11 protein-coding genes and 1 pseudogene are annotated in these 16,235 nt (G+C 68.2%); 6 read left to right on the forward strand and 6 right to left on the reverse strand.

Annotation, left to right across the window (positions count from 1 at the left end; genetic code table 11):
* From ACMPH2_RS01975 to ACMPH2_RS01985, 3 genes and pseudogenes are all read right to left on the reverse strand, one after another.
* Positions 1 to 309, reverse strand: a pseudogene (locus tag ACMPH2_RS01975) (peptide chain release factor-like protein); the annotation flags it as partial.
* A 76-nt stretch (positions 310 to 385) separates the two neighbouring features.
* On the reverse strand, positions 386 to 1,762 hold the full coding sequence (locus ACMPH2_RS01980) for an MATE family efflux transporter (protein ID WP_417118481.1): 1,377 nt from the start codon (positions 1,760 to 1,762) through the stop codon (positions 386 to 388).
* A 174-nt stretch (positions 1,763 to 1,936) separates the two neighbouring features.
* The gene (locus ACMPH2_RS01985) at positions 1,937 to 5,311 is read right to left on the reverse strand and encodes an ABC transporter ATP-binding protein/permease (protein ID WP_417118482.1); all 3,375 of its coding nucleotides are present in this window, start codon (positions 5,309 to 5,311) and stop codon (positions 1,937 to 1,939) included.
* Between the two features lie 349 nt (positions 5,312 to 5,660).
* Between ACMPH2_RS01985 and pflB the strand changes: the two genes are divergently transcribed.
* The 3 genes from pflB to pflA all read left to right on the forward strand — a co-directional run bounded on the left by pflB (position 5,661) and on the right by pflA (position 8,935).
* Positions 5,661 to 7,811, forward strand: coding sequence for a formate C-acetyltransferase (pflB, locus tag ACMPH2_RS01990; RefSeq protein ID WP_072499507.1), 2,151 nt, complete (start codon positions 5,661 to 5,663; stop codon positions 7,809 to 7,811).
* Positions 7,812 to 7,873: 62 nt separating this feature from the next.
* Entirely contained in the window at positions 7,874 to 8,125 is a 252-nt protein-coding gene (grcA3, locus tag ACMPH2_RS01995) for an autonomous glycyl radical cofactor GrcA3 (RefSeq protein WP_009279036.1), read from the forward strand.
* A gap of 3 nt (positions 8,126 to 8,128) precedes the next feature.
* Complete coding sequence (gene pflA, locus ACMPH2_RS02000) at positions 8,129 to 8,935, forward strand: pyruvate formate-lyase-activating protein (RefSeq protein WP_009279035.1); 807 nt, start codon at positions 8,129 to 8,131, stop codon at positions 8,933 to 8,935.
* Between the two features lie 385 nt (positions 8,936 to 9,320).
* Here the strand turns inward: pflA and ACMPH2_RS02005 are convergent, their stop codons facing one another.
* The 3 genes from ACMPH2_RS02005 to ACMPH2_RS02015 all read right to left on the reverse strand — a co-directional run bounded on the left by ACMPH2_RS02005 (position 9,321) and on the right by ACMPH2_RS02015 (position 12,272).
* Complete coding sequence (locus ACMPH2_RS02005; RefSeq protein ID WP_417118483.1) at positions 9,321 to 11,069, reverse strand: ABC1 kinase family protein; 1,749 nt, start codon at positions 11,067 to 11,069, stop codon at positions 9,321 to 9,323.
* A gap of 10 nt (positions 11,070 to 11,079) precedes the next feature.
* Positions 11,080 to 11,469, reverse strand: a complete 390-nt coding sequence (locus ACMPH2_RS02010; protein ID WP_009279032.1) for a phasin family protein — start codon at positions 11,467 to 11,469, stop codon at positions 11,080 to 11,082.
* A gap of 101 nt (positions 11,470 to 11,570) precedes the next feature.
* A complete protein-coding gene (locus tag ACMPH2_RS02015; RefSeq protein ID WP_009279031.1) occupies positions 11,571 to 12,272 on the reverse strand; it encodes an HAD family hydrolase in 702 nt (233 codons plus the stop codon).
* A 190-nt stretch (positions 12,273 to 12,462) separates the two neighbouring features.
* Here ACMPH2_RS02015 and serC point away from each other — a divergent pair, with 190 nt between their 5' ends.
* From serC to ACMPH2_RS02030, 3 genes are all read left to right on the forward strand, one after another.
* The gene (serC, locus tag ACMPH2_RS02020; protein ID WP_417118484.1) at positions 12,463 to 13,563 is read left to right on the forward strand and encodes a 3-phosphoserine/phosphohydroxythreonine transaminase; all 1,101 of its coding nucleotides are present in this window, start codon (positions 12,463 to 12,465) and stop codon (positions 13,561 to 13,563) included.
* 74 nt (positions 13,564 to 13,637) lie between these two features.
* Complete coding sequence (locus tag ACMPH2_RS02025; RefSeq protein ID WP_062531355.1) at positions 13,638 to 14,825, forward strand: phosphoglycerate dehydrogenase; 1,188 nt, start codon at positions 13,638 to 13,640, stop codon at positions 14,823 to 14,825.
* 45 nt (positions 14,826 to 14,870) lie between these two features.
* Positions 14,871 to 16,127, forward strand: coding sequence for a DUF1015 domain-containing protein (locus tag ACMPH2_RS02030; RefSeq protein WP_417118485.1), 1,257 nt, complete (start codon positions 14,871 to 14,873; stop codon positions 16,125 to 16,127).
* The last annotated feature ends 108 nt before the right edge of the window (positions 16,128 to 16,235 follow it).

Raw genomic sequence — 16,235 nt, forward strand, 5'->3', positions numbered from 1 at the left:
TCAGTCGTCGGGACCGGGCTTGCGGCGGCGCGACTTCAGCTGGGAGCGCCTCCGCTTCTCGTCCAGCCTCCTCTGGCGGGCGGCACGGCTGGGCTTGGTGGCATGCCGCTGCTTGGGCGGGACCGACCGGCGCAGGAGCTCCCGCCTCAGCTTCTGGAGGCAGAGCAGGCGGTTCTGGTACTGGCTGCGCGACTCCCTGCTGGTCACCACGATGCCCGTGGGGAGGTGCCTCATGCGGACTGCGGAATCGGTGGTGTTGACGCCCTGCCCGCCGGGACCCGTGGCACGGAACGCGTCCACCGCACACTCACCCGCAAGCTCCTCGATCCCCTTGCGTGCGAAGCGTGCGTAGTCGCAATGTCCCAGGCCGCCCTTGGCGTCCATGCTATGCCGCCTCCAGCCTGAGCTCGCGCCGGAACGCCAGGAGCACCCACAGCGAGAGCACGAGCGAGAGGAACGACATGACCGGGTAGTTGAGCCAGAGCCCCGTGAGGCCGAGGGGCCAGAGGAGCGGGAGCTCGAGGAGGGGGAACACGAGCGCGCTGCACACCGAGAGGAGCGAGGCCAGCTTCGACATCTGGATGGCCGTCATGAGGGCCTGGGTGGCAAACGAGAACCACCTCACGGTAAACGACACGGCGAACACGCGGAAGGCGACGGTCGCGAGGGCCGTGAGCTCGGGGGCCGGGTCAGAGATGAAGAGCAGGGTGAGCTCGCGCGGGAGAAGGGCCATCGCGACGCCGGAGGCGAGCGAGATGGCGGCACAGGCGGCGAAGACGCAGCGCTCGATGGCGACGACGCGGTCCTGGCGGCGAGCGCCCCAGTTGTACCCCACGGAGGGCTGCAGCGAGTCGCAGACTCCGTAGATCAGCGGGAACACGAAGCCGTCCACGTACATGAGCAGGCCGTAGGCAGAGACCGCGTACTCCCCACCCAGAAGGAGCAGGGCCGCGTTGAGCGCGATCGAGGTGACGCGGCCGGCGACGTTGTTGAGGAAGGTAGGCATGCCAGAGGCCGCGATCTCCCGCACGAGGGCCCAGCTCAGGCGAGGCCTCACGAAGCGCAGCTGCATCCTCCCCAGGGCGAAGGGCAGAAGCGCGAGCACGGTGCAGACCGCCATGGCGAGGGCGTAGCCCAAGGCGGCCCCCAGGATCCCCAGGTGCAGGAAGTACATGAGCGAGAACTCCACCACGCCGCCGAACACCGCCATGAAGACGTTGAGGGCGAGGGAGGAGCGAATCCTCCCACAGGCCTTGAGGTAGTTGTCGACCGCAAACATCCCCACCGTGATGGGCGAGAAGGCCGCGTAGACGCGCAGGAAGTCCACCGCCATCGAGGCGAGCTCCCCCGTCGCCCCCATGGCCGCCATGATGGCGGGGGCTGCGAGGAAGAGAGCCGCGCCCGTGACGGCACCCAGCAGGACGTTGAGGAGGACGGAGCAGCTGAAGATGTTGTTGGCCCGCTCGTCGTCACCCCTTCCCATGCTGATCGAGATGGGAACGGACGAGCCCACGCCGATCATGTCGCCGAAGGCGAAGTTGAGGATGACGAAGGGCATGGCGAGGTTGACCGCGGCGAAGGCCTGCTGCCCCAGGAGCTGCCCCACGAAGATGCCGTCGGCAAGGTTGTAGAGGGCGGACGCGAGCATGCTGGCCGCCCCCGGGACCGCCGCCACGAGGAAGAGCCTGAGTGGAGGCGTGTCGACGAAGAGCCTGCGGGCGCGCTCCGCCGCCAGGCCGCTCTCCTCCTGCATCTGCGCCATGCGTCCCCTCTCGCCTGCAAAAGTGCTTGGAATCGGCAAGGTGGGCCGCGCGACGGCCCCGCAATGCCCAAACAAGAAAATACCAGTCGAAGGGAACGTCCGCACGCAGGGAGGACCCGACGCATGGACGTCCCGACGGGGCGTCACGAGGCCGCCGGCCACGCCCGTGACGCGCTACTCGCTCCTGAGCGCCTCCACCGGGTCGCGGCGGGCGGCCATGCTCGAGGGGATGAGCCCGGCGACCAGGGTGAGTCCCACGCTGATGGCGACGAGCGCGAGGGCGCTCTGCCAGGGCAGGACCATGATGTTGGGCACTCCCTTCCAGCCCAGCACGAAGGCGTTCACGGGAACCGAGGCCAGGTACACGAGGCCGACGGCGAAGACGCCCGAGAGAAGCCCCTCGATCACGGTCTCGGCATTGAAGATGTTGGCGACGTTGAGCCTGGAGGCGCCCATGGCGCGCAGGATGCCGATCTCCTTCTTGCGCTCGAGGACCGAGATGTAGGTGATGATGGCGATCATCACCGAGCTGACCACGAGCGAGATGGACACGAAGGCGATGAGCACCGTCGAGATCATGTTGACGATGTCGGTCACGGAGCTCATGAGGGCGCCCACGAGGTCGGAGTACTGGATGGTCGAGTCGGGCTTGCCGGCGGCCTCCTCGCCTCGGTTGTAGGAGTCGATGACCCCCTCCACCGACTTCTTCGCGTCGAAGTCGCGGGGGTAGATGCTGATCGACTCGGGGTCGTCGAGCCTCGCGTAGCCTAGCTTCCTCATGTTGGCGTCGTAGCTCAGGTCTTCCGCGTTCATGTAGTTCTGCAGGAGGGAGCTCAGGTCGTCCTGGCTCATGTTGACCTTGATGGCGCGCGAGAAGGCGCCGGCGTCCACCGAGAAGCCGCTCTGGAGCGCGGAGGAGAGGGACGACATCTGGCTCTGGATCTTGCCCGCGATGGCGTCGGAGAGCTGTGTCCCCAGCTTGGAGGTGGCCGCCGCCATCTGGGTCTGGAGCTGGCTCGCGAGCTGGGTGGCCATGACCTGCGCCGCCTGCCTCACGAGGGCCTGCATCGCGTTGGAGAAGTAGGGTGCGAGCTGCTCCTGGAGGTACTTCTGCATGGCCTGGCCAGCCACGTCGCCCATGCTCGACCCGAAGCCCTCCTGGAGCTTGGCGATGGTCGCCTTGGCGGCGTCGGTCTGCAGGTACTCCTGGACGAGGGAGGCGTAGTCCACCTGCGCCCCGTCCGAGGGGACGAGCCTGCTGCCCGCCCAGGCGGCGAAGCCCGAGCCGAGCTCGTTGGCCTCGTCCCCAAGCTGGGCGCGCTGCTCGTCGGAGAGGCCCGAGAGCGCGTCGGTGATGCCGCTCTTGGCGAGGTCGAACCTGGGCGCCCCCGCCATGAGCGCGGCCATGCTCTGGGCGCTGAACACGCCGGAGAGCTGGCTGGTGTCCAGGCGCACCGAGCTCATGTCGAAGCCCGAGGCGTCGGGCGCGAGCCCCGAGAGGTCGAGCGAGCCCAGGTCCATGCCGGACGAGAGGCCCGAAATCGCGCTCGCGTCAAACGAGAAGGCGCTCTTGAGCGCCGACTCGTCGACCGTGAAGAGGGAGCCCATGTCAAGCTCCTTGCCCTGCTTCTGCTGCAGCTCCTCGAAGCTCTTGCCGGTGAAGACGTCGGTGTCGGGCTTGGCGACCTGCTCCTTCACGATGTCGGAGTCGGCGGCTTCCTGGATGAGCTCGTTCGTGAGGGCCGCGGTGTAGCCGACGCCCTCACGCACGAGGCTCGAGGAGCTGACGCTCCGGGGCTTGACCACCCCCACGACGCGCAGGTCCAGCCCCTCGTCCACCGCGGAGCGCAAGAATCCGTCGTCGGCCGACATGTCCGTCCATCCACCCGTGCTGTCGTTCCTCTGGTAGAGGGCGGTGGCGGGGACGACCTTGAAGCTCATGCCCATCGCGTCGTCGTAGCTGAAGTCGCGGTAGTCGTCGGGCACCTCCACCTCCTTGCCGCCCAGCATCTGGCTCATCATGTCGTTCATGGCCTCGGTGTCATAGAAGCCCAGGCTGTAGAGGGTGTAGTCGCTGATCCTGCCGTTGGCGTCAAGCACGAGGACCGCCTCGTCCGCCGCCTTGGGCCAGCTGCCGGCGACGACCTCCATCTGGTCGTCGAGCATCTTCTGGTCGCTCACAAGCTCGTTGAAGGAGGAGTTGGTGGTACCGCCCGTGAGGGCCGAGCCCATGACCCCGCTCGCCATCTTGGTGGTCACCTCCGAGGGGTTGAGTCGCGTGATGCCCGCGCTCGTGTCGGCCTCGTAGATCTGCGGCGTCACGCCGTAGGAATACTTGATCGTGTTGACGTAGGGCTCGATGCCGCTCTGCCCGCCCTCGAGGAAGGCCTTGAAGGACGAGAGGTCGTTGTTCTTGACCTGGGCGAACATGTCGGTCATGACCTTGTCCTGGCCGATGGTGCCAGCGTCTGCCGAGGCCTGCTGCGCCTCTCCGCCAAAGCTGCCGCCCGCGATGCCGGAGCCCAGCAGGCTCGAGACGTCGAAGCTGCTCTTGGTGATGGTGAGCGGATAGGAGGCCAGCGAGCTCTCCTCCGTGTCCTTGATGTATCCGTTCACGCCGTTCGAGAGGGCGAGGATGGCAGCGATTCCGATGATGCCGATGGAGCCCGCGAAGGCGGTGAGGAAGGTGCGCCCCTTCTTGGTCATGAGGTTGTTGAACGAGAGCGAGAGGGCCGTCGCGAACGACATCGAGGCATGCCTGCCAGGCTTGGAGGCGTCCCTCTCCCCTGGTCCGGCGGTGGCCGAGGCAGGACCTGACACGCCGGCCATGGCTCCCGACGCGCCCGCGCGCGCCGTCCCCAGCCCCTCGGGGCGCAGGGGGTCGCTGTCACCCTCTATGCGACCATCGCGCACGCGCACGATGCGGGTGGCGTAGGCCTCGGCGAGCTCGGGATTGTGCGTGACCATCACGACGAGGCGGTCGCGTGCCACCCCCTTCAGGATGTCCATGACCTGCACGCCGGTCTCGCTGTCCAAGGCGCCGGTGGGCTCGTCGGCGAGGACGATGTCGGGGTCGTTCACCAGCGCGCGTGCGATGGCCACGCGCTGCATCTGCCCGCCGGAGAGCTGGCTCGGGCGCTTGTGCAGGTGCTCGCCGAGCCCCACGCGCTCGAGGGCCTCCCTCGCCCGCGCGCGCCGCTCCGAGCGGCCCACCCCCGAGAGCGTGAGGGCGAGCTCGACGTTGGAGAGGATGCTCTGGTGCGGGATGAGGTTGTAGCTCTGGAAGACGAAGCCCACGCGGTGGTTGCGGTAGGTGTCCCAGTCCTTCGAGCCGAAGTCCTTGGTGGAGGTCCCGTTGACCACGATGTCGCCCGAGTCGGCGTGGTCGAGGCCGCCCAGGATGTTGAGCATGGTGGTCTTGCCCGAGCCCGAGGGCCCGAGGATGGCCACGAACTCGTTGTCCCTGAAGGTCACCGACACGTCGTCCAGGGCCACCTGGGTGAAGGAGTCGGTGACGTAGGCCTTGCGTATGTTCTTGAGCTGGAGCATGGCAAACCATCCCTCGCGCGCGATTTTTCACCTGCTGGTTCTACCCAGAACGCCCCGACCTAGGCGGGGACGGGGAGATTCATCCCATGCACACCTGACGCCTGGTGCGAGACGAGGGAGGATCGAAGGGGACGCCTCTCTCCCCCTCATCTGCTTCTGAAGCAATTGGTTTAATTTATATGCAATATGTGGTGTTTCACAGAAATTAAATAACAATATGTTGTGCTAATCCCAGATGGACTGGTTTAGACTGGGTCTCACCCCTCGCAAAGGACTCTGGTAGGTTAGATAGAGCTAACAGTGCGGGCGCCGCAGGGGACGCCCGCAAACGGACCCTTGGGAGCGTGCGATGCAGAAGGCATGGGAAGGCTTCGTCGGCGGCAACTGGGAGCGCCACGTGGACGTCAGGGACTTCATCCAGAGGAACTACACGCCCTACGACGGCGACGAGTCGTTCCTCGCAGGGCCCACCGAGGCCACGAGGAGGCTCTGGGACGAGGTCATGGACCTCTTCGAGGAGGAGCGTGCGCACGACGGCGTGCTCGACATGGACACCGACGTCGTGAGCACCATCACGAGCCACGGGCCCGGCTACATAGACCGCCCGCTCGAGAGGGTCGTGGGGCTGCAGACCGACCGCCCCCTCAAGCGCGCCCTCATGGTGGACGGCGGCATACGCATGGCGGTGGCCGCCTGCGAGAGCCACGGCTACCATGTGGACCCCCAGATCGTCGACTTCTACACCAAGCGCCGCAAGACCCACAACGCCGGGGTCTTCGACGTCTACACGCCCGAGATGCGCGCCTGCCGCCACTCGCACATCATCACGGGGCTCCCCGACGCCTACGGGCGCGGGCGCATCATAGGCGACTACCGCCGCGTCGCCCTCTATGGCGTGGACTTCCTCGTCGCAGAGAAGAGGGCCGAGAAGGCGGGCACCCAGAAGCACATGACGGAGGCCGTGATACGCCACCGCGAGGAGCTGGCCGAGCAGGCGCGCGCCCTCGAGGAGCTCAGGGAGCTCGGACGCGTCTACGGCCTCGACCTGGGACGTCCCGCCCAGAACTTCCAGGAGGCGGTGCAGTGGCTCTACATGGGCTACCTCGCCGCCGTCAAGGAGCAGAACGGCGCGGCAATGTCCATCGGGCGCAACTCCGCCTTCCTCGACGTCTATGCCGAGAGGGACCTGGCCCAGGGCCTCTTGGACGAGTCCCAGGTGCAGGAGATCATTGACCACCTGGTCATGAAGCTGCGCATGGTCAAGTTCGCGCGCACCCCGGAGTACAACGAGCTCTTCTCCGGTGACCCCCAGTGGGTCACGGAGTCCATAGGCGGCATGGGCGTGGACGGTCGCTCCATGGTCACCAAGACGAGCTACCGCTACCTCCACACGCTCGAGAACATGGGCACCAGCCCCGAGCCCAACCTCACCGTGCTTTGGAGCACCCGCCTGCCCGAGCCTTTCAAGCGCTACTGCGCCAGGATCTCCATCGCTACCAGCTCCATCCAGTACGAGAACGACGACCTCATGCGCGTGTACCACGGCGACGACTACGCCATCGCCTGCTGCGTGAGCTCGATGCGCATCGGCAAGGAGATGCAGTTCTTCGGAGCCCGCGCGAACCTCGCGAAGTGCCTGCTCTACGCCATCAACGGCGGACGCGACGAGAAGACGGGCGAGCAGATCGGCCCCAAGTTCCGTCCGGTGGAGGGCGAGTACCTCGACTACGACGACGTGGTGGAGAAGTACCGCGACATGATGGCCTGGCTCGCCGGCGTCTACGTCAACGCCCTCAACATCATCCACTACATGCACGACAAGTACTGCTACGAGCGGCTCCAGATGGCCCTGCACGACGAGCACGTGCATCGCTGGTTCGCCACGGGCATCGCCGGGCTCTCCGTCGTGGCGGACTCGCTGAGCGCCATCAAGTATGCCAAGGTGCGCGTGCTGCGCGACCAGACGGGCCTCGTCACCGACTACGAGGTGGAGGGGGACTTCCCCAAGTACGGAAACGACGACGACCGCGTTGACCAGATCGCCCATGACGTGGTCGAGGTGTTCATGAAGTACGTGCGCGAGACCGACACCTACCGCAGGGCCGTCCCCACGACCTCGATCCTCACCATCACCTCCAACGTGGTCTACGGCAGCGCGACGGGCAACACCCCGGACGGACGCAGGGCCGGGCAGCCCTTCGCGCCCGGCGCGAACCCCATGCACCGGAGGGACACCCACGGTGCGGTCGCCTCGCTGGCGTCCGTGGCGAAGCTCCCCTTCCGGGACGCCCAAGACGGCATCTCCAACACCTTCTCCATCGTTCCCGACGCCCTGGGCAAGCGAGGGGGCGTGATGTTCTCGCCCGACGAGCTCGACCTGGGAGACGTGGACATCGCGGGAATCGACTTCTCCAAGGCCGACTTCTCGCTTGAGTCCCACGTCGACTGCGCCTGCGCCGCCGACGCCTCCGCCGGCGAGGGCCAGGCAGACCGTCCGTAGGGCGAGGCGGCGCCGCGAGCCCCAAGCCAACGCACACGACAGACCACGAAGAAAGGACTCCCATGAAGTGCTCGGACATCCCCGAGGAGCAGGTGGACAACCTGGTAGGGCTGCTCGACGGCTACGCGCAGGAGGGCGGTCACCACCTCAACGTGAACGTCTTCACCAAGGAGACCCTCCTCGACGCCCAGGCCCACCCCGAGAGGTACCCACAACTCACCATCCGCGTCTCGGGCTACGCGGTGAAGTTCAACTCGCTCACCCGCGAACAGCAGGACGACGTGATCGGCCGCACCTTCCACGAGGCGCTCTAGGCCTTGGACGAGGTCGAGAGGACCCTGCTGCCCCAGGCCTCGGACCCGCTCGCCAGCCGCGGGCGGGTCCATTCCGTCGAGAGCATGGGGACGGTGGACGGACCGGGCTGCCGCATGGTCGTCTTCCTCCAGGGCTGCCCCCTGCGCTGCGCCTACTGCCACAACCCCGACAGCTGGGACTACGCGGGCGGGAGCGAGGCCAGCGTGGGCGAGCTCCTCGAGCGCTTCGAGAGGAACCGCCCCTTCTACCGGAGGGGCGGCATGACCGTGAGCGGAGGGGAGCCCCTGGCCCAGCCCCGCTTCGTGGCGGACCTCTTCCGTGCGGCGCACCGGAGCCCCCGTGGCCGCATCCACTGCTGCCTCGACACGTCGGGGGCGACCTTCGACCCCAAGCGTCCCGAGCCCTTCTCGCCCGTGCTCGCCGAGTGCGACCTCGTGCTCCTGGACATCAAGCACAGCGACCCCGCAGGGCATCGCAGGCTCTGCGGCTCGGGGCCCGAGGCGCCCCTCGCGCTCGCCGACGAGCTGGCGCGCAGGCGCATCCCCACGGTGGTGCGGCACGTCGTGGTGCCTGGCATCACCGACGTGGAGGAGGAGCTCAGGGGCCTGGGCAGGCTCCTGGGGAACTGGGACAACGTCGTGGGCCTGGACCTCCTCCCCTACCACACCATGGGGAGGGATAAGTACGGGAGGCTCGGCCTTCCCTACCGCCTCGAGGGCGTGCCGGCAATGGACCCCACGCGTCTGCCCGAGCTCAGGGCGATCGTGATGGAGGCCCGCGCCGCGCGCAGGGCGGAGCGGGTGCGCTAGGTCCGTCGGAGCTCGCTGCGCCACGGAGCATGTGATCCATCGGCGTCCGCGGACCGCTGGGTCTGCCCTTTGCTCGGCGTGCCTGGCCCTCCCCCAAAAAGAAGGGCAGTACAGGACGAGTCGCAGCCCCACCGTGCGCGAGGAGCGCCGGCTCCGCCCCGACTGGCACCCCCCGTCGCGCGAGAGGAACGCAACCCCAGTGCCGCCAGCAGCCCCGCGGCGCCCGATTAGAGCCAGAAGCCGACCCCCACGAGGAGGAACATGACGAGTATCTGGGAGACGAGCACGACGACGGATGACATGCAGACCACAGCCTAGCCACGGGGAAGCAGGACCTCGCAAGGCTAGCACTTGGACGGGGGCGAGGGACGTCGCGCCCTCCCGCCTAGCGCCTGGACTCCCGCATGATCTGCCGCACCAGCCAGAGCCCCAGCACCAGGGCGACCACGTAGCCCACGAAGCCGATGACCGGTATGCCAAAGATGACGGGCTGGATGCGCGCGTAGTACACCACCGAGGACCCTATGAAGAGGCCCGCGATGATGATGCCCATGGTCAGGCGGTCAGCGGCGTGGGCCATGTCGCTGATGGGGTTCTCGGTGCCGGGGAGGTCGAGGTTCATGCGCAGCTGGCCGCGGGTGAGCATCTCCATGGCCGTGTCGGCCTGGGACGCGGCCCTGAGCAGGCCGTGCGAGGCCGAGGCGGACTCCCGGAGATACGAGCGCAGCTCGCCCTTGGCGAGGTCGAGTGGCCTGGTGTGGGCCTTGATGTGGGCCCGCACGATGTCGACCATGCTGGCGTCCGGCAGGAAGCCGTCCACCGTCCCCTCGAGGGTGACGAGGGAGCGCGCGAGCATGGTGACCGTGCCGGGGAGCTCGATGCCGTTCCTGCGCGCCATGCTTATGAGCGAGTTGAGGAAGGCCCCGATGTCCAGCTCCGCGAGGTCCGCCTCGCCGAAGTCCGCGATGATCGAGTCGAGGTCGGCGAGCAGGCTCGCGTGGTCGACGTCTCTCAGGTCCGACACCGAGAAGCGCAGGAGCCCCGCCTTGAGGCCCGCGCTGTCGCGGGCGGCGACGGCAGAGACCATGTCTGCTATGGCGGAGCGGTCGTGGGACGAGAGCCTTCCCATGATGCCCAGGTCGAGGTAGACGATCTTCCCGTCGCGCACCACGAGGTTGCCGGGATGCGGGTCCGCATGGAAGAAGCCGTCGTCGATCATCTGCTGGGTGTAGTTGTCGACCAGCTTGGTGCCTATCTCCTCCAGGTCATAGCCCTGGGCGAGAAGCGCCTCGCGGTCGTCGAAGGGGATGCCCTCGATGTAGTCCATCACCACGACGTGCTCGGTGCAGAGCCTGGGGAAGGGCCGCGGGCAGTCCACGAAGCGGCAGCTCGCGTTGTTCCGGCGGAACTCCTCGAGGCTGTGGGCCTCCACCAGGAAGTCCGTCTCCTCGCGGAAGGACTGCCAGAGCTCGTCCACCACGGATTGCAGGTCGAGGAACTGGTCGTCGCCCATGAGGCCCTGCGCGCGGCGCGCGAGCGAGCGCATGATCGAGATGTCCTGCGCCATGATCTCCTGGACGTGGGGCCGCTGCAGCTTGATGGCCACCGTCTCCCCGCTGACCAGCCGCGCCTTGTGGACCTGCGCCACGGAGGCGGAGCCCAGCGGCACGTCGTCTATGGCGTCGAAGATCTCCTCGATGGGGGTCTCGTACTCCGCGCGCAGCGTCTGGAGCACGAGCTCGCGGTCCATGGGCTCCACGTCGGTCCTGAGGCGCGTCAGCTCCTGGCAGAAGCTCTCGGGGAGTATCTCCGACCTCATGGAGAGGATCTGCCCCGCCTTCACGAAGGTGGGGCCCAGCTCCTCGAGGAGCTGCCGGAAGCTGACCGGCGTGAGGCCGTGGAGGATGTCGTAGTGGCTCGCGATGGCCAGAATCTCGCGCAGGCGGGCGGCCTTGCTCAGGCGGGAGATGCGGTACCTCCGGGCGTCGCCGGGAAATCCCCCCAGAAGGCCGATGGTGTCGTCGCGCACGGGAGCCCACGGTCCCTTTTCGGAGGGCCCCCAGCCGTCAAGGGGGCCACGGCCTCCCGTGGCCCCCTTGACCTGCGTGCCTTGGTCCCTCTCGCCCTGAGCCATGGGGACCTTCCTACTCGGCGTCCTGCGGCTCCCCGCCGGCCTCGGCATCATCCTCGGCGTCGTCCTCGACGACCTCCTCGGACTCGACCTCGACCTCGACGCGCTGGGCGTCGAGGTCGTCCGCGACCTCCTGGGCATGCGCCAGCCATGACGCGCGCTCCTCGGGGCTCATGGACCGCAGCTTCGCCCTGAGCAGGGCGTCGGATGTGTCGTTCGACGCCTGGCTCACCTTGTGCTTGAGCTCCTCGTTCAGGGCCTTGCCCTGCTCGACGGTGAGCTCGCCCTTCTTGACCAGGTCCTCGATCATGCCCTGGGACTTCTCGGCCCCCAGGGCGACGGCGCCGACGCCGGCCAGAAACGCCTTGCGAACGACCTCGCCAAAATCGTCGATCCCTGCCATTGCGAACCCCTTTCGGCCGCGGGGCGCCCGTGCGCCCCTCCAACATGCCGCCCTTGTACCCAAGACGTCGACGGGCAAGACGCGTCCCGTCGACGGACGGTCTATCCCAAGAGCAGGCCACACAGCTCCGCCACGCTCCGCGCCACGGCCACGGCACCCGCCCCCTCGAGCTCCTCGACGGTCCCGGTGCCGCCCAGCACCACGCCCACGCAGGGCACGCCGCAGGCGCTGGCGGCCTCCACGTCGTAGTGCCTGTCGCCCACCATGACGGCGTCGGCGGCGGCGAGCCCCATCCTGCCCAGGACGTCCCTCATCGTCTGCGCCTTCGAGATGCCGTGGTCGGCGTCCTTTCCCCCGATGACGTCGAAGAGGTCGGAGATGCCGTTGTCCGCCACGGCCCTCCTGAGCAGGCGGGTCCTCTTGGACGAGACGATTCCCAGCCTCTTGCCCGCGGCGCGCAGCGACCCGAGGAGCTCGGGAATGCCCCCGAAGACGGGCCAGGCGGCAGGCCCCAGGGACTCGTATATCTCCCGATACCTGCGCGTCACCTCCTCGGCGTCCCCCTCCGAGAGGCCAAAGACCAGGCTGAATGCCTGGGGGAAGGGCGGGCCCACGAGCTCGCCCGCACGTTCGAGCTCACGCTCGGGGATGCCGAAGTCGCGCAGCACCCTGGTGGCCGTCCCCACGATGAGGGGCTTGGAGTCCGCGAGCGTCCCGTCGAAGTCGAAAAGGACACATCCGCGCTCGGCGAGGGTGGCCCCTCCCATGGCAGTCCCCACCGACCTGGCCTCTTGATCCTGCATGGGCGCGTTCCCTTCTCCTCGTGTTCGCCCGTCCATGATAGCGTCTGGGCCGCCCCAACCTGCCCCCTCGCGCCCGCCATCACGCAAGGTTACAAGCTGCCGTCGCCTTGGGCCGCGCGTGGCGCGACATCTGCCGGGCGCGCTACGATGGCTCTGAGTGCGCACGTTGGCGTCCAGGTCTGGAGGACAGATGGCACGCGTCTTCAACTTCTCTGCGGGTCCCGCGGCCCTTCCCGAGCCCGTTCTGCGCGAGTGCGCGGAAGAGATGCTCGACTACCGGGGGTCAGGCATGTCCGTCATGGAGATGAGCCACCGCTCGCCGCTCTACCAGTCCATCATCGACGACGCCGAGGCGACGCTCAGGCGCGTCATGGGCATCCCCGCCAACTACCACGTTCTCTTCCTCCAGGGCGGCGCGACCCTCCAGTTCGCGGGCGTCCCCCTCAACCTCATGCGCCGCGGCAGGGCGGGCTACGTGGTGAGCGGCAACTGGTCCCAGAAGGCGTGCCAGGAGGCCCGGAGGTACGGCAGCGCCGAGGTGGTCGCCTCGAGCGAGGGCACCGGCTTCGACCGCGTGCCCGAGTTCCCCTCGGACCTCGACCAGAGCCTCGACTACCTCTACCTCTGCCAGAACGAGACCGTATTCGGCAACATGATGCGCGACTTCCCCGACGCGGGCTCCGTGCCGCTCGTGGCCGACGTCTCGAGCTGCTTCCTCTCGCTCCCCCTGGACGTGAGCCGCTTCGGCCTCGTCTACGCGGGCGTGCAGAAGAACGCCGGCCCCGCGGGCGTCACCGTGGTCATCGTGCGCGACGACCTCGTCCAGGACGGGCCCGCGCTCGGCGTCTGCCCCAGCTACATGGACTTTCGCCTCGAGGCGGAGAGGGGATCCATGCTCAACACGCCAAACTGCTGGGGCATCTACGTGTGCGGCAAGGTCTTCCGCTGGGTCGAGGAGCAGGGCGGGCTCGAGGCCATGGAGGCCCGCAACCTCGCCAAGGTCGGACCACTCTACGACTACCTCGACCACAGCGCGCTCTTCTCGCCCAGCGTCCTTCCCGGGCACCGCTCCATCGCGAACGTCTGCTTCAGGACGGGCGACGAGGCGCTGGACGGGGAGTTCGTGACGGGGGCGGCCGAGAGGGGCATCGTGAACCTCAAGGGGCACCGCCTCGCCGGTGGCATGCGCGCGAGCTGCTACAACGCCGTCCCCCAGGAGGCCGTCGACGCGCTCCTCGCGTACATGTCCGACTTCGAGGCGAGGCACCTGCCGCGCACGCGGCCCATCTAGCCGGGACGTGCCCGGCACCTGCGGGGCGTCCCGCGCCCCCACCAAGGAGAAGGTCGCAGACCAAAGGAGAAGGCATGCGCTACGTGAAGGTGATGGACAACATAGCCAAGAGGATCACCCGTGACGGCGAGGCGGAGCTTGGCGAGGGATACCAGAAGACCGACGACATAAGCCAGGCGGACGCGATCCTGGTGCGGGCCAGCGACATCCACGGCATCGACTTCGGCCCCTCCGTGCGCTGCGTCGCGCGCTCGGGCGCCGGCGTGAACAACATCCCGCTCGAGGAGTGCGCCAAGCGCGGCATCGTGGTGTTCAACTCGCCCGGCGGCAACTCCAACGCCGTGAAGGAGCTCGTCGTGGGCATGATCCTGGTCAACTCCCGCGGCACCGCGGGCGGCATCGACTGGGTGCGCAGCAACGCCGGCGACCCGGACATCGTGAGGGCGAGCGAGCGCAGCAAGAAGGCCTTCGTGGGCCACGAGGCCATCGGGCGCAAGGCCGGCGTCGTGGGCCTGGGCGCCGTGGGCTCCAAGGTCGCCAACGCCCTCATCAACCTGGGTCTGGACGTCTACGGCTATGACCCCTACCTCTCCGTCGAGCACGCCTGGCAGCTCTCTCGCGAGGTCAAGCGGGTGGACAGCCTCGAGGAGCTCTGCCAGGGGGCCGACTACGTGACGCTGCACGTCCCCTCGAAGGAGGACACCGTCCACATGCTGGGAGAGGAGCAGGTCTCCCTCATGGCGGACGGCGCGATGCTCCTCAACTACGCCCGCGCGGACATCGTGGACGAGGACGGCGTGGCCAGGTCCCTCGAGTCGGGCAAGCTCGGCTGCTTCGTCTGCGACTTCGCGACCCCCAAGACCACCCGGATGCCCCGCACCCTCATCACGCCCCACATGGGGGCCTGCACCGACGAGGCAGAGGAGAACTGCGCCCGCATGGCCGTGGGCGAGATGAAGGCGTACCTCGAGGACGGCACCATCAGGAACTCCGTCAACTACCCCGACTGCGACATGGGCCCCTGCCAGGGCCAGGGGCGCTTCGCGGCGCTCCACGCCAACGTCCCCAACATGATCGGCCAGCTCACCGCCGCGCTCGCTGGCACGGGCACCAACATCCAGCGCATGAGCAACGCCTCGCGGGGCGCGCACGCGTACACGTTGGTGGACACCGACTCCCCCCTCGACCGCCAGACCTACGACCGCCTGCGCGCCATCCCCGGCGTGTACCGCATCAGGGTGATCAGGCCGGCCCAGGCCTAGCGGCCCACGCGGGCACCGCCTGACGAGCTGCAAGGAGGAATGCAGATGAGAGCCGAGCCCATGAGCTGCCTGCGGCCCACGCCGGAGCGCGCCGCCAGCTTCGCGAGCCTTCCCTACGACGTCTTCGACCGCAGGTCCGCCGCGGCGTACGTCGAGGCGCACCCCGACTCCTTCCTCGCCATCGACAGGCCCGAGACCGCCTTCCCGCCCGACCAGGACATGTACGCCCCCGAGGTCTACGCCAAGGCGGCCGAGCTCCTCAGGGCGCGCGCGCAGGACGGCACGCTCCTGCGCGACGCGACCCCCTGCTACTACGTCTGGCGCCTGGAGCAGGGCGGGCACGCGCAGACCGGCATAGCCTGCGCGTGCGCCGTGGACGAGTACCTCGATGGGACCATCCGCCGGCACGAGGGCACGACCGCCGCCAAGGAGGCGGACCGCATCGAGCACATCCGCGCGACGGGCGCCCAGACGGGGCCGATCTTCCTCTGCTATCGCGACAACTACGCCATCGACGTCCTCGTCCGCGCCGCCACGCAGGCGAGCCCCCTCTACGACTTCACGGACGGAGAGGGCGTCCGCCAGACCATGTGGCGCATCGCGCGGCCCGCTGCCGTGGAGGCCCTGCGCGCCTGCTTCCAGACCGTGCCCTGCGCCTACATCGCCGACGGCCATCACCGCGCCGCCAGCGCCGTCCATCTGAGCCTCGAGCGCAGGCGCGCCGACGGGCGCCCCGAGGGTGCCTGCGCCAAGGGCGACGAGAGGCCCTACGACCTCTTCCTCTCGGTGCTCTTCCCCGCGAGCCAGCTCAGGGTGCTTCCCTACGACCGCGTCCTGTTCGACACCGCCGGACTCACGCCGGAGGACCTCCTCCGGGGCCTCGACCAGGCCGGCTTCGACCTCATGGGAGAGGGCCCCTCCTTCGCGGTCCCGGGCGCGCGGCACGAGTTCGGCCTCTTCGTGGGAGGCTCCTGGCACGGCCTCAGGCTCAGGGACCCCGAGACGCTCCCGGAGGGTGACCCCGTGGCGCGGCTCGACGCCGGCATACTCCAGGACCGCGTCCTGGGGCCGCTCCTGGGCATCGACGACCCGCGCACGAGCGAACGCATCCGCTTCGTCGGCGGGGTCGAGGGGACGGGCAGGCTCGAGGAGCTCGCCGGCGCGGGTGGGGCGGCCTTCTCGCTCTTCCCCACCTCGGTGGGCGAGCTCATGGCCGTGAGCGACGCGGGACGCCTCATGCCCCCCAAGTCGACCTGGTTCGAGCCCAAGCTCAGGAGCGGGCTCCTCATCCGCCGGATCTAGCCTCCGGCCAGAGCCGCCGCCCCGTATGCACCCTATGCAATCGCCCCAAAACGACCGAATCCGGGGAGAGGCGCGGGCTCTGCGTGTTAGATTGATTGAACATGTAGG

The organism is Olsenella phocaeensis, assembly GCF_048189965.1.
Lineage (GTDB): Bacteria > Actinomycetota > Coriobacteriia > Coriobacteriales > Atopobiaceae > Olsenella_I > Olsenella_I phocaeensis.